The sequence below is a fragment of the Thermoanaerobacterium calidifontis genome (assembly GCF_055381745.1).
On record NZ_AP042436.1, the window covers coordinates 1,021,976 to 1,036,401 of the forward strand.

The following is a 14,426-nucleotide window of genomic DNA, read 5'->3' on the forward strand; positions in this document are numbered from 1 at the left end:
CCTGCGCTTTAAGTCGATAAAATTTGTGAAAAGAGGTGCAAGCGTTGCAAGCAAAAAACAGATTTATCGTGGTATTTGCGATTTTTATTATTTTAGCATTTAATGTGACACCGTCTTACGGTTTTACAAATACCATAACAGTCAATATACCGTCAAGGACAATATATTTTGTCTCGCAAAACATGTCAAAACTTTATCCGATAGCGGTTGGCAAGATCGTTTCTACATCCCCGTTGGGAACATACAGGATCATAAATAAGCAAGTAAATCCTAAATGGGTATCGCCATGGAATGGTGAAGTTGTACCATCAGGACCTGATAATCCTTTGGGATATAGATGGATGGGGTTTTACAGCGATTATGGAATACATGGGAATAACATGCCATCATCCATAGGTACTTTGGCGTCGTCAGGATGCATAAGGATGTACGAAGCGGATGTTGAAGAACTTTTTGATATGGTAAGTTACGGTGACATTGTGAATGTGGTATACCAAACGATTTTTCCAAAGACTTCTCCGACTGGCGGCATGGCATTATTCGTATATCCGGATTTCTACAAAAAAGGCTTGAATACAAGGCAGCACATTGAAATTGAGTTGCAAAATTACGGCATAAAAGTAAGCGATGATACATTTAGAAAATTGTACAAATACATAAATGTGAAAGACCCATTGGTGTTTTCGGAAGGATATAAAGTTGTCAAAAGCAACGAGCTTGTCAGTAGCGATGTGTACAGATCCCAGGATGGCCAGTTCTATATGGATGTGGGTGATCTAAAAGGTTATTTAAACATTGATGACGAGAAAATTAAGGATTTAAAATCTGTTTTAGTAGACAATGTAAGCTATGTAAACATTGATGATATAGCAAACTTGACGGGTTTAAAGTTCGTTGTAGACAATGATACAAATACGATTAAAATGATTGGCAATGTGATTTACTATGATGGCAAGTTTTTGTCCACTACTAATTATGTAGATTATCAAAATAGAGATATTTACATTCCAATCAAAGAATTTTTTACTGCAGCAGGACATACAGTGGAATGGGATTCGCAAAAGGGAGTTATTGTAGATGGCAAAAGTATTAAATACAAAATATACGAAAGCAAATCGTACATAAACCAAAAAGATTTGAAAAGTTTATATGGGTTAAATATCATTATAGATTCATCATCAAATAAAATATACATTAAGCGCGATTAGCGCTTTTTTTGTGCTTATTAATAAATCTGTTAGAATAAAAATGACAGATCGTTTGGAACTTATCACTGCTTTTTTCGTCAAATCATATCGAGGGGAGGTTTTATTGTTGGATGAAAGACAGCTCCTTTTTAAAGCACAGGAAGGAGATATTGAATCATTTGAAAATGTTATAGTATCTTATCAGAATTACATTTACAATGTCATATACAGGATCGTTGGAAGCAAGGAAGATGCGTTAGATTTAACCCAGGAGACGTTTATCAAAGCGTTTGTAAACATAAAAAAGTTTAAAGGAAAAAGCGAGTTTAAGACGTGGCTATACAGGATCGCTGTAAATACTTCTCTTGATTTTATTAGGAAGAGAAAGAGTGTTGAAGAGCAATTGGATGACATAGGTGATTTTAAAACGCCTGAAGATATTTTCGATGACAAGATGACCAGAGAAATAATCATGAATGAATTGAATAAGCTTAAAAATGATCACAAGATCGCAATAATACTTAGAGATATAGAAGGGCTTACATATAACGAAATAGCAAAGATAACAAATTCAAACATTGGCACGGTAAAGTCCAGGATATCAAGAGCCAGAAGCGCCCTGAAAGAAAATCTCAAAAAGATTCCGGGCTTTATAAATGTTTTTGAGGAAAGGAGGCAAGTGTGATGCAATGCTATACAGTCAAAAAGCTATTAAATCTATATATAGATGAAGAACTAAAGGAAAAGTCGATGAATAGTATACAGGTACATTTAGATTCATGCGAAGAATGCAGATTGGAGTACAACGAGCTTCTATATACAAAAAGGCTTTTGGAAAATATGCCTCCTTTAGAGTTGCCAGATAATTTTGGCGAAACATTGCATAGTAAATTGGTTGAAGAAAAGAAAAAATTGGATATCATGCATAACCGTCGAAGGTCTCCGAAAGGGATTTTTGCAATTGCTGCTGCCGTTATCACTTCAATATTTGTATTGTCATTTGGATTTAATTTTTTGATGAATAATATAAATGATAGAGCTTTTAAAGGATCATCTGAGACATCTTTAAACACGAAAAGTGCTGCAAATTATTCAACGGAGGCGTCTACAGGCGGAAAGGAAGCTGCGCCAAATCTGAAAAATGATGTTTACAATGGTTTAAATCAGATAAATAGGGGCTTAGACTCAGGCTACGAGAGAAAAATAACAAAAGATGCTGTGATATCCATTGAGACGAATTCAGTAGATGAAGGTTATGACAAGATTTTAAACATAAGCAAACAGTACAACGGGTATATTGAAAGTACAAGTGAAAATACTTCAGAAAATGGACAAAAGACAATCAACATCGTGCTAAAGATTCCTGCTGATGATTTTGAGTATGCCATATCAAACATTAAGTCTTTAGGCCATGTCAAGACAATAAGGATAAACAGCAGCGATATTACAGAGCAATATTACGATGTTCAAGCACGAATAAAAAATTTAGAGATACAAGAGGAAAGCCTACAAAGCTTGATGAAAAAAGCTTCAAATATTTCAGACATACTGCAGATTGAAGACAAATTAAATGATGTGCAGACCCAGATTGATTCGTACAAAAGTCAGATAAAGCTGTGGGATAGCATGACAAACATGAGCACTATTAATTTAACTTTCCTGTCAGTTGTCCCTCAATCTGCGATAGGTAAAATCTTTGATGAAAGTTTTTTTAAAGATGTTTTAAATGCAGGAGCAAAAAGCCTCAATGTATTTTTCGAATTTATAAAGTATGTAATTGTGATTATTATATACCTATTGCCATTTGCAATGCTTATATATCTTGCATATAAAGGATATAGATTGTTCAAAAAATAATCATGGACAATTTACATCCTCTTTTTTTTGCGGTATATTAGATTACAAGAAGTTAAATAGGAGTGAGTGTATGTCGAAATTTTTGATCATAGATGGTAATAGCTTGATGTACAGGGCATATTTTGCTCTGCCTGATTTGATGAATAGTGAAGGAATGCATACAAATGCAATATACGGTTTTTCAATGATGCTTCTTAAATTGCTGAATGAGGAGAAGCCGGACTACATAGCAATAGCTTTTGATAAAAAGGCCCCTACATTTAGGCACAAGGAGTACAGTGCTTATAAAGGAACTCGTCAGTCGATGCCAGAGGAGCTTGTAGAGCAGGTGGATACTCTGAAAGATGTGATAAGTGCGTTTAATATAAAAACCATCGAGATAGAGGGATTTGAAGCGGACGACATCATCGGGACAGTATCAAACATTGCATCGGAGAGTGGGATGGATGTGCTTATCGTCACAGGCGATAGAGATGCGCTTCAGCTTGTATCGACAAACGTAAAAGTAAAAATATGCAAAAAAGGCATAACACAGATGGACGAGTATGATGAGAAGGCAGTTTTTGAAAAGTACGAAGTAACGCCACTTCAATTCATAGATCTAAAAGGGCTTATGGGAGATAAATCAGACAATATTCCCGGTGTACCAAATATAGGGGAAAAGACGGCCATAAAGCTTATTAAGGAATTTGGATCAATTGAAAATTTACTAATGAATACAGATAAGTTAAAGGGGAAAGTAAAGGAAAATATAGAAAATAATGCAGAATTAGCTGTTTTAAGCAAACGGCTTGCTACGATTGAGAGAAATGTTCCTATTGATATTGATTTGAATGAATATGTGGTAAAAAATTACGATGTTAATAAGCTTAAAGAGTTATTTGAAAAGTTGGAATTTTCAAGTCTCATTGCAGATTTAAAGGACGATAGTCGTGATGCAAAGGATATTAGAGAATGGCCTGTAAGAGATTTTACATACGTTAAAAATGTTTTGGAAAAGTTTGATGTTTTGTCACTGTATCCGTTCATATATGAGGGAAAGATAAAAGCAGTATCGTTTGCTTGTGGTGATGAATCATTTTTTGTAGAGATTGATGATTATGACAATTTTAAATTGCTTAATAACGAGAAACTTACTTTGATAGGACACGATCTAAAAGATTTTTTGGTGAACATTTCATACTGCGGCATTGAAATTAATTGCAAGATTTACGATACGGCCATAATGACATATCTTTTAAATCCGTCTGAGTCAAATTATGACATAAGTCGGGTATTGAAAAAATACTTGAAAGAGGATTTGCAAAGCATAGATGACATAGTGGGTAAGGGCAGAAATAAAAAGAACTATGACGATATTGACAAAAGGCTTTTAATCGATTATATGTGTTCAATTGCAACAAACTTATCCAAGTTGAAAGATAAGCTCATGTTGTTTATAAGAGAGATGGATATGGAAGATCTTTTAAATAATGTTGAAATACCGCTTATTGAAGTGTTAAAATCTATGGAGGTATACGGCTTTACTTTAGATAAGGATGTACTTAGAAGTATTTCTAAAGAAATAGATGAAAAGACAGATAAAATTGTAAAAGATATTTACGATGTTGCTGGATACGAATTTAATATTAATTCTACAAAGCAGTTGTCAGAATTTTTGTTTGACAAATTAAATTTGCCAGCAATAAAAAAGACTAAAACAGGGTATTCAACTGATATGGAAGTTCTTGCGGAGCTTATACCATATAGCGAAATAGTAGGAGAAATAATAGAATATAGACAGCTTATGAAGCTTAAATCTACGTACATAGATGGCTTCATTCCTATCATGGATCAAAATAACAGGGTTCATTCTACGTTCAAACAAACTGTTGCTGCGACAGGGAGAATTAGTTCGACAGAGCCTAATTTGCAGAACATACCTGTAAGAGAAGAGTTTGGCAGAAGAATAAGAAAGGCATTTGTATCAAGTCATGAAGATGGGCTTATAATATCTGCTGATTATTCTCAAATTGAGCTTAGGGTTCTTGCACACCTTTCTGAGGACGAAAAACTTATTGAGTCATTTTTGAACAATGAGGATATACATTTGAGGACGGCATCGGAAGTTTTTAAGGTTTCAAAAGAAGAAGTGACAAATGAAATGAGAAGGCGAGCAAAAGCTGTCAATTTTGGTATTGTATATGGTATAAGCGATTACGGCTTGTCTAAAGACTTAAAGATATCGCGAAAAGAAGCGAAAGAATACATAGATAATTATTTTGATAGGTACAAGGGCGTCAAAAATTACATCGACTCAATAGTCAAATTTGCAAAGGAAAATGGGTATGTTACGACAATCTTAAATAGGAGAAGATACATACCGGAAATCAATTCAAAAAATTTTAACCAAAGGTCTTTTGGTGAGAGAATGGCGATGAATACACCTATTCAAGGCAGTGCTGCGGATATAATAAAGATGTCGATGGTTAAAGTGTACAATGAATTAAAGGAAAGAGGATTGAAATCGCGACTCATTCTTCAGGTGCACGATGAGCTTATAATTGACACACATCCTGATGAAGTTGAAATAGTCAAGGAGCTTTTAAAATCGATAATGGAAAATGTCATAAAGTTAAGAGTTCCTTTGGTCGTAGATATAGGGCAAGGGAAAAATTGGTATGATGCAAAATAAAAGTGTCTTTTGGACACTTTTAAATTATATAGATTGGAGGTGCGATGGTGAGGGTAATCGGATTGACAGGCGGAATAGCGTCAGGGAAAAGCACCGTTTCATCCATATTAAAAAGCCTTGGAGCAGTAATAATTGATGCGGATGTAGTTTCAAGAGAGATTATGATAAAGGGTACTGACACATATAATATATTAGTAAGTGTGTTTGGAAGAGAAATTTTGCGAAAAGATGGCGAGATAGACCGGAGAAAACTGGGTAACCTTGTTTTTGCTGATAAAGAAAAATTGAATAAATTAAATGAAATTACGCATCCGGAAATAATAAAAAGGATAAAAGATATAATAGAGGAAGAGAGAAAAAAAGGCAAAGAGAAAGCCATCGTGCTTGATGCAGCATTGTTAATTGAGATGAAGCTTTTTAATATGGTAGATGAAGTATGGCTTGTGGTTGTTGATAAAAAGACACAGATTAGAAGGCTTATGAAAAGAGACAATTTAAGCTATAAAGACGCACTGAACCGTATTAAAAGCCAGATGTCTATAGAGGACAAAATGAAGTACGCAGATTTTATAATTAATAACTGCAAGGATTTTAATGCCATAAAAAGACAAGTTGAGCTGTTGTGGGGGCGCTTTTCAAAATAGAACATCTGGAGGTATTATATTGAAGTTTAAAAAAGTCATATTGGTGATAGTAGCAGCGATTACTGTCTTGACGGTATATGGAGTTAAGACAAATTGGTTTCTAAAGCAATTATATCCTAAAAAATACAGTCAACAGGTGTACTTCTATTCAAATCAGTATGGAGTAGATCCTAATTTGATTTTTGCCATGATAAAGGCAGAAAGCAATTTTAATCCTGACAGCGTTTCAAGCAAAGGGGCTATAGGCCTTATGCAAGTGATACCTGAGACAGGAACTTGGGTTGCTAATTACATAGGCATTAAAAATTTTAGCGTTAATATGCTTTTTAATCCAGATTACAATATAAATATAGGAACATGGTATCTAAAATACCTTTTAAAACAATTTAATAATGATGTCACTTTGGCAGTAGCCGCATATAATGGAGGAAGTGGCAATGTTTCAAATTGGTTAAAGGACAAGAGGTACTCGGAAAATGGCAGCAATCTCAAGAAAGTGCCTTTTTCAGAGACGGATAAGTACATTAAAAAGGTGCTTAAGTATTATAAGATTTACACAAATTTATACAGATAGTTTGAAACATTGCACAACATTATGTTGCGAGGGATCATAAATGGATTTTGGGGTTTTGATTCTATCCATCATGTTGTTTTTCAGCATTATAGGAAAAAACAACAATGTTGCGGCTGCTATTCTAATGCTTCTTTTTATTAAACTTATGAACTTGGAAATAATTAATCAATTTGTATCGAAAAATGGCATGAATCTTGGTATAATAGTATTGACTATGGGAGCCTTGTCACCTCTTGCAATGAGCAAAGTATCAGTTGATGATTTTTTAAATGCTGCAAAAAGCATGGAAGGGGTTATTACAGTTATTGCTGGGATAATTGTAGCTGTATTGGCATCTATAGGCCTTAATGCCATGAAAGTAGATACAAATGGTGTTGTAGGTGTTTTGCTGGGTACTGTGATTGGTGTAAGCTTCTTTAAGGGAGCACCGGTTGGACCAATGATAGCCCTTGGCATTACGACAATCTTACTTAGGATATTTAGATTATAGAGAGGGAGAAGAATACATATGAAAATTATAAAGCATCTTGAAGACTTAAGGGAAGTTAAGGTGAGTAGCGATAGGGAATTTTTTTCTGCCACACATGACGAAATAAAAAATGGCGCGACTACAGACGTTTATTTTCTAAGGACGCAAGATATTTTAAAGCATTTAGGAATAGACGGGAAAGTCGTTACGGCAGAGATATTTGCAAGAAAAAGTGGTGTTTTTGCAGGGTTGCCTGAAGTAAAAAATGTCTTAAAAGATAAAAACATTGAAGTGTGGTCTATAGATGAAGGAGAGACTTTTGAACCAAAAGAGACTGTTATGAGAATCATTGGACCGTACAGCGAGTTTGGTACGTATGAAACTGTGATATTGGGTATGTTGGCAAGTTCATGCGGATGGGCTACTGCAGCAAGAGAGCTTAAAGAAGTTATTCCAGACAAGCCTTTACTTTGTTTTGGTGCAAGACATGTGCATCCTGCAGTGGCTCCTGTCATGGAAAGGGCAGCACTAATAGGTGGCGCTGATGATGCCAGTTGCATATTAGGCGCGAAGCTTTTAGGACGCGAGCCAAAGGGGACAGTACCACATGCGGCTTTTCTGATAGCTGGCGACACTCTTACTATAGCTAAAGCTTACAGTGAGATAACGCCTAAAGATGAGAAAATAACTATTTTAGTAGATACATTTAAAGATGAAATTGAAGAATCATTGAGGGTGGCTGAATTTTTAGGAGATAGGTTGTATGGCATAAGATTGGATACGCCGTCTGAGAGAGGAGGCGTAACGGCAAGTCTTGTGTATGAGCTTAGGCAGAGGCTTAATCAAAAAGGATTTGACAATGTCAAGATCATTGTGTCTGGTGGGCTTACACCAGAAAGGATAAAAGAGCTTGCATTAAGCGGTGCAGATGCATTTGGCGTTGGCAGCTATATATCAGATGCATCTCCTATAGACATGACGATGGATATTAAAGAAGTAGAAGGAGAACCTATTGCAAAAAGAGGCCGAATTCCTGGAAGGATAGAGAATGCAAAATTAAAAAGGATAATATAGACAGGCATGAATTCATATTTGTCTATATAATACTTACTGAATCGCAATTTATGCAAAAAGGTATTGACACAAACAAAAAAACATTATATAATGACTAATGTGCTGACGATATTGTGACGCGGGGGTGGCGGAATAGGCAGACGCGTACGTTTGAGGGGCGTATGGAGTTTTCCGTGCGGGTTCAAGTCCCGCCCTCCGCACCAAAATGAAAATAAATATTTTACATAAAAAAGCCTTTCAAAAGGCTTTTTTTAATGCCATTTTACCATTATAATTGACATGAATACAATCGCAACAATCGTCGTTGTCGTTATAAAGATCGATGCCAGTTTGGTGTTTAGATTTCTCTCATCAGAATATATGACTGCTACAAGCGCTGTCGGCATGATGGTCCCTAACATTATAGCTTTAATTGTCATCGATGCAGTATTGAAAAACATAGGCAAGACAAAAAACAGTGCTATGCCTGGCGCATATTTTATGGCAAGTCCTTTAACTAGTGATAAAATTTCATCCTTTTCTAAATTAAAATCAAGAAAATACCCTATTACAAACAAAGCTAATGTTGTATTCGGCATCGAAATTTGCTCTGCCAGGTTGACGATTAAACTTGGGAATTTAACACCCATGACATTCAAAAGGAAGGCTATTATATAAGTGTCAAAAGGTACAAAGTACAAGATCTTTTTAAATACTTTTTTCAGATCTAATTTATCACTCTGAGAAAATGCGTATGCAGCGATATATGCGATTCCAAAGACATTAAATGAATTTCCCATGTCAAACATTGCGATGTGCAAAAGACCATTGTTGCCATAGATTTGTTGGACAAACGGGAAAGCAAAAAGACCTATGTTGTATCCGCAGAGAGATATGATCAAAGTACCTTTTGTTTCTCTTTTTAAATTTGCGTTTCTAAAGGCTAAAAAGCCTATAATAAAAGTGATGAAACCAAAAGCAAAGCCTGATAATGTCAAAACGAATAAGTTTGTATTTACTTTTGTAGTCAAGAAAACTTTTGCGATGCTGGCAGGCAATGTTATGTAGATTATAAAACTATTCAGGACTTTTCCTGTTTCCGCAGGTAAAAATTTCATTTTCTTTACTGCGTAACCAAAAAATATTATGATGATGCTTATTGCGATTTTTTGAAGTATGACTATTTGGCTCATTTATATCCTCCTTTTCGTACATCAAGTAAAATTATACTACAATAAGCCGCTTGTTTATAGAGATTGTAACAAATTTATAAATTTTTTATAAAATATATTAAGAGTTTATTAAAAAAATCTTAAAAAATTATTATGAAAACATTGACTTTATTAATCGTTTTTGATAAAATAAAAGAAACTTGTACATATTAGCAATCTTGCCGAATCCTATTTAGGTACGGAGGATTTTTCATGTTTGGGGTTAATCTGCCATATGCAGTAGGGGTACCTTCTATCCCGCACCCGTCAACTAACTCCGGAGGCAAAAGGAAGGAGATTAGCTATGAATAGCAAATTAGGTAAATTTATTTTTGGTGTATCCGTTTTCGGTATGACGATGGTGGGTTCTTCGATGCTTACACATATTTATGCAGCAGATCTGGGAAGTGGCGTTGTCATTGGAAACGGTGTAAATGTCAGAAATGGCGGAAGCTTGTCGTCAAAGGTTATTACACAGTTAAACTATAGCGATGTGGTTACAGTGATTGGACAGGATAATGGCTGGTACAACATAAAGCTTTCAGATGGAACTGTAGGCTGGATATACGGCAAGTACCTTTCATTAAGGTCTTCAAGTACGGTGTCAAGGGGTGATGTTGATAGAAGCATTGCCTCGAGGCTTATTGACTTTGGAAAAGAGTTTTTAGGAACGAGGTATGTTTACGGTGGTGAATCTCCATCGGGTTTTGATTGTTCCGGTTTTACTCAATACGTCTTTAAAAGCGTCGGAATTACTTTGCCGAGGGTAGCTGATGATCAAGCTACAGTAGGTACGTACGTTGACAAAGCTAATTTGCAGCCTGGAGATTTGGTGTTTTTTAAGACATTAGGGAGCAGCATAATAAACCATGCTGGGATATACATAGGAAATGGACAGTTTATGCACGCTTCATCTGGTGCTGGAAAAGTCATGATAAGCTCTTTGTATGAAGACTACTACAGCGCTCATTATGCTACAGCCAGAAGAGTTATACAGTAAATATGCATAAAGACAAAAAGGCACTTTCATGTGTCTTTTTTTGATGCATTTTTAGGTGATATTTATAGTTTGTTGACTATTTAAGCATATTAATATATCATTATATATTGTATAAAATTTGCATTTGTATGGAAGGAGTTAACCTAAATGGGGTTTGTAAGGGACGATATAAGGAATGTAGCTATAATAGCGCATGTTGATCATGGGAAAACAACTTTAGTAGATGGAATGCTTAAGCAAAGTGGCATTTTTAGACAGAATGAGAAAGTCGAAGAAAGAGTAATGGATTCAAATGAATTGGAAAGAGAAAGAGGAATAACTATTCTTTCGAAGAATACTGCCATAAGGTACAATGGTGTAAAGATAAACATAGTCGATACGCCTGGACATGCTGATTTTGGCGGCGAGGTAGAACGGGTACTAAAAATGGTTGATGGTGTATTATTGCTTGTAGATGCTTTCGAAGGACCAATGCCTCAGACCAGATTTGTATTAAGCAAGGCTTTAGAGCTTAATTTAAAACCTATAGTAGTTGTGAACAAAATCGATAGACCTGATGCAAGGCCAGAGGAAGTCATCGATGAAGTCCTTGATCTTTTTATTGAATTGGGTGCTGATGATGATCAGATTGATTTTCCTGTAGTATATGCTTCTGCCAGAGAAGGCATTGCTAAGTTAAGTTTAAAGGATGAATCAGTAGATTTGCGTCCTCTTTTTGATACTATCTTAAAAGAGATTCCGGCGCCAGAAGGTAATATAGATGATCCACTGCAGCTTATTGTTACCACACTTGACTATGATGATTACATTGGAAGAATCGCCATTGGAAAAGTGGTTAGAGGTAAAATCGTATCAGGTGAAAATGTGGCAATATGCAAGAGAGATGGGTCTTTGCAAAATGTTAAATTAAGCAATCTGTATCAATATGAAGGTTTGAAAAGGGTGCAGGTTGATGATGCTAAATTAGGTGATATAGTAGCTGTATCAGGTATAAGCGACATTGAGATTGGAGAGACGATAGCCGACCCAGAAAAGCCAGAGGCTGTAGATTTTGTTGAAATAGAAGAGCCAACCATTTCCATGACATTTGGCGTAAATACGAGTCCGTTTGCAGGTAGAGAAGGCAAATACGTAACATCAAGGCATTTAAGAGAAAGGCTTTTTAAAGAGCTTGAAACGAATGTAGCATTAAGGGTTGAGGAGACAGAAACGACAGAAGCATTTAAGGTGTCTGGACGTGGCGAGCTGCATTTATCCATTTTGATAGAGACTATGAGGCGTGAAGGATATGAGCTTCAGGTATCTAAGCCATCTGTGATTATAAAGGAGATAAATGGTGTCAAGCACGAACCTATTGAGCTTGTTACTATTGACATACCAGAAGATTACATGGGTGTAGTCATGGAAAAGATGGGCTCAAGAAAAGGAGAGCTTATGGATATGCACACTTTAAAACCTGGTACATTAAGGCTGAAATTTAAGATACCGACAAGAGGCCTCATAGGATATCGCTCTGAATTTCTTACTGATACCAAGGGAAATGGGATAATGACATCTATAATCTATGACTATGAACCGTACAAAGGGGATATACCTACAAGATCGAGAGGGTCTTTAGTGGCTTTTGAAGCTGGCACTACAACGACTTATGGACTTTACAATGCACAAGAAAGAGGAACTCTTTTTGTAGGTCCAGGCGTCGAAGTGTACGAAGGCATGATAGTTGGTGAAAACTCCAGAAGTGACGATATAGATGTCAATGTATGTAAGAAAAAGCATGTTACTAATTTGCGCTCTGCTACTGCAGATGAGGCATTAAGACTTTCACCTATAAGAGAGATGTCTCTTGAAGAGGCTTTGGAATTCATCGCTAATGATGAGCTTGTGGAAGTTACGCCTAAAAGTATAAGACTTAGAAAAAAGATATTAAGCTCGCAACAAAGGTATAAAAATGCTAAATATAAACAATAAAAGGGGTATGACCCCTTTTTATTATGTTTGCGATTTTACATTTATATATTCAGCTTTGTGGGCGTTTTTGCTTATTAATTCTTTTAATAATTACAATTTGTGGTTTTAATTTTAATTTAAAATTTGATTCAAAAAATGATTGACAATTTATTCTAAATGATGTAATCTCTATTATAGAAACGTTGATAGTTAAAACGATTCGACATAACGTATTTTTTAATGTATTGAGTAATGTTTTAAAGGATATTCTTAGTGTCGCTATAATTGTTTTTTGTAATCGTAATACTTTTGATGTGCAATCAATAATTGCAAATTCCAAAGTGTTTTTTTGCTTTTAATTGTGACACTTTACATGAATAAGAGTGGTTTAATCTGATATCTTAATTTTTCTTTAAAAATCCTGACAGATTTTTTTGTCTGTACTCAAAGTGAATTTAGCCAATCATATAATTGTTTACTAGAAATTTCTGCATATACATTAAGAGGACTATTAAGAATATATTAAGATAATCAATGAGGACGGAAATTTTTCTAAATTTTTCAGCGTTTATGATTTATAACTATCATGATGAGAATAATAGTCTAAAAGATAAGAAGGTCAATAATATTAAAACTTGTTAAAGTTATATACGTAGGATTTTTTCATTTAATGTTTAATAAGGTAGACAGACTACACATCAAATAAAAAATTTTTATTGTGATATGAAAAAAAGTATATCATAAAACGGCTTGAATTAAAGCTCTTGAGGTATGCACAAGTTTAATAAAGTTTAACAAGGAGTGTGTGGTAATTGAGTAATATTCATAAGTTGGAAGGATTGGTTATTCCATGTATTACACCATTTACTGATGATCTGAGTAAAGTCGACTTTAAAAAATTTGACAAACTCGTTGATTACTTAATAGAAGAACAATGTGCAGATGCTATAATTCCAATTGGAACAACTGGGGAATCGACATCATTATCACATCTTGAAAAGGAATTAGTTATAGAAAGAGCAGTAAAACAAGCTGATAAAAGAGTACCTATTTTTGTCGGTGCTGGGGGTGCAAACTTAGATGAAACAATAAGTTTGACTAAATATGCTGAAAATATTGGAGCCGATGGTCTGTTAATAGTTGTTCCATATTATATTAGACCAGATCAGGATGGTATTTATCAATTTTTTAAGGCTGTAGCTAAACACACAAATTTACCAATTATGATTTATAATATACCATTTAGGACAGCAGTTAATATGAGTATTGATACAATTATTAAGGTAGCAAATATTGACAATGTAATTGGTATAAAAGATTGTTTTAACGATATTACAAATACTTCTGAGATGATAAGGGTATGTCGAAGTAAATTAAAAAAAGAATTTTCTATTTTGACAGGCGAAGATACTAATATCTTTATTAATCTATGTCTTGGAGGTAATGGTGCGGTTGCTGCGACAGGACATGTTGCTGGCAAAAAAATAAAAGAAATGATAAATAAATATAAAGCTGGAGACATAATAGGGGCAAGAGAGATTCAATTTGATATATATACACTTCAAAAGAGCATGTTTAAAGCCCCTAATCCTGCACCAATCAAAGCGGCATTGGATATATTAGGTCTAAATTTAGGTGGCAAAGTAAGATTGCCTTTAGTAGATGTAAATGAGGACATTAAAGAACTTATCAAATCGGAATTGCGTAAATTTTATAATTTTTGACGTATAACTTTCTTATAATATAGATATTAAAAACAAACAGACAAAAATAAAAAACAGATTAGAATATATGAGAATATAATAGT

General features: G+C 34.8%; 12 protein-coding genes, 1 tRNA gene and 1 riboswitch. Of the genes, 12 read left to right on the top strand and 1 reads right to left on the bottom strand.

Going from position 1 to position 14,426, the window contains the following annotated elements; translation table 11 throughout:
* Nucleotides 1-35 precede the first annotated feature (35 nt).
* The 9 genes from ACZ42G_RS05060 to ACZ42G_RS05100 all read left to right on the top strand — a co-directional run bounded on the left by ACZ42G_RS05060 (nt 36) and on the right by ACZ42G_RS05100 (nt 8,682).
* Nucleotides 36-1,208, top strand: coding sequence for a L,D-transpeptidase family protein (locus ACZ42G_RS05060; protein ID WP_464851744.1), 1,173 nt, complete (start codon nt 36-38; stop codon nt 1,206-1,208).
* A 106-nt stretch (nt 1,209-1,314) separates the two neighbouring features.
* Complete coding sequence (locus tag ACZ42G_RS05065) at nt 1,315-1,872, top strand: RNA polymerase sigma factor (RefSeq protein WP_085112682.1); 558 nt, start codon at nt 1,315-1,317, stop codon at nt 1,870-1,872.
* Nucleotides 1,872-3,044 carry a DUF4349 domain-containing protein gene (locus ACZ42G_RS05070; RefSeq protein ID WP_464851746.1) on the top strand — a complete coding sequence of 391 codons (1,173 nt, stop codon included), beginning with the start codon at nt 1,872-1,874 and terminating at the stop codon, nt 3,042-3,044. Before ACZ42G_RS05065 ends, ACZ42G_RS05070 begins: the two co-directional genes overlap by 1 nt.
* Nucleotides 3,045-3,114: 70 nt before the next feature.
* Nucleotides 3,115-5,718: a DNA polymerase I gene (gene polA, locus ACZ42G_RS05075; RefSeq protein WP_464851748.1), complete on the top strand. Its 2,604-nt coding sequence runs from the start codon at nt 3,115-3,117 to the stop codon at nt 5,716-5,718.
* 47 nt (nt 5,719-5,765) lie between these two features.
* Nucleotides 5,766-6,362, top strand: a complete 597-nt coding sequence (coaE, locus tag ACZ42G_RS05080) for a dephospho-CoA kinase (RefSeq protein ID WP_274892618.1) — start codon at nt 5,766-5,768, stop codon at nt 6,360-6,362.
* Between the two features lie 19 nt (nt 6,363-6,381).
* A complete protein-coding gene (locus ACZ42G_RS05085; protein WP_274892619.1) occupies nt 6,382-6,936 on the top strand; it encodes a lytic transglycosylase domain-containing protein in 555 nt (184 codons plus the stop codon).
* Nucleotides 6,937-6,976: 40 nt separating this feature from the next.
* The gene (locus tag ACZ42G_RS05090; RefSeq protein ID WP_085112677.1) at nt 6,977-7,426 is read left to right on the top strand and encodes a DUF441 domain-containing protein; all 450 of its coding nucleotides are present in this window, start codon (nt 6,977-6,979) and stop codon (nt 7,424-7,426) included.
* 18 nt (nt 7,427-7,444) lie between these two features.
* Nucleotides 7,445-8,479 carry a nicotinate phosphoribosyltransferase gene (locus ACZ42G_RS05095; RefSeq protein ID WP_085112676.1) on the top strand — a complete coding sequence of 345 codons (1,035 nt, stop codon included), beginning with the start codon at nt 7,445-7,447 and terminating at the stop codon, nt 8,477-8,479.
* A 118-nt stretch (nt 8,480-8,597) separates the two neighbouring features.
* Nucleotides 8,598-8,682 (top strand) — tRNA-Leu (locus ACZ42G_RS05100).
* A 48-nt stretch (nt 8,683-8,730) separates the two neighbouring features.
* Here ACZ42G_RS05100 and ACZ42G_RS05105 read toward each other — a convergent pair.
* Complete coding sequence (locus ACZ42G_RS05105) at nt 8,731-9,651, bottom strand: AEC family transporter (RefSeq protein WP_274892621.1); 921 nt, start codon at nt 9,649-9,651, stop codon at nt 8,731-8,733.
* Between the two features lie 188 nt (nt 9,652-9,839).
* Nucleotides 9,840-9,970: riboswitch (cyclic di-AMP (ydaO/yuaA leader) on the top strand.
* Nucleotides 9,971-9,973: 3 nt separating this feature from the next.
* Between ACZ42G_RS05105 and ACZ42G_RS05110 the strand changes: the two genes are divergently transcribed.
* The 3 genes from ACZ42G_RS05110 (at nt 9,974) to dapA (ending at nt 14,343) form a co-directional block, all read left to right on the top strand.
* A complete protein-coding gene (locus tag ACZ42G_RS05110) occupies nt 9,974-10,669 on the top strand; it encodes a C40 family peptidase (protein ID WP_274892622.1) in 696 nt (231 codons plus the stop codon).
* Between the two features lie 147 nt (nt 10,670-10,816).
* Complete coding sequence (gene typA / locus ACZ42G_RS05115) at nt 10,817-12,640, top strand: translational GTPase TypA (RefSeq protein WP_085112673.1); 1,824 nt, start codon at nt 10,817-10,819, stop codon at nt 12,638-12,640.
* Nucleotides 12,641-13,431: 791 nt separating this feature from the next.
* A complete protein-coding gene (gene dapA / locus ACZ42G_RS05120; protein WP_464851749.1) occupies nt 13,432-14,343 on the top strand; it encodes a 4-hydroxy-tetrahydrodipicolinate synthase in 912 nt (303 codons plus the stop codon).
* Nucleotides 14,344-14,426 lie beyond the last annotated feature (83 nt).

What these genes read in the sequence shown, in the direction of transcription:
- ACZ42G_RS05105 (WP_274892621.1), bottom strand. Translation starts at nt 9,651, where the DNA reads ATGAGCCAAATAGTCATACTTCAAAAAATCGCAATAAGCATCATCATA.
- ACZ42G_RS05090 (WP_085112677.1), top strand. Translation starts at nt 6,977, where the DNA reads ATGGATTTTGGGGTTTTGATTCTATCCATCATGTTGTTTTTCAGCATT.
- ACZ42G_RS05095 (WP_085112676.1), top strand. Translation starts at nt 7,445, where the DNA reads ATGAAAATTATAAAGCATCTTGAAGACTTAAGGGAAGTTAAGGTGAGT.
- ACZ42G_RS05070 (WP_464851746.1), top strand. Translation starts at nt 1,872, where the DNA reads ATGCAATGCTATACAGTCAAAAAGCTATTAAATCTATATATAGATGAA.
- ACZ42G_RS05110 (WP_274892622.1), top strand. Translation starts at nt 9,974, where the DNA reads ATGAATAGCAAATTAGGTAAATTTATTTTTGGTGTATCCGTTTTCGGT.
- polA (WP_464851748.1), top strand. Translation starts at nt 3,115, where the DNA reads ATGTCGAAATTTTTGATCATAGATGGTAATAGCTTGATGTACAGGGCA.
- typA (WP_085112673.1), top strand. Translation starts at nt 10,817, where the DNA reads ATGGGGTTTGTAAGGGACGATATAAGGAATGTAGCTATAATAGCGCAT.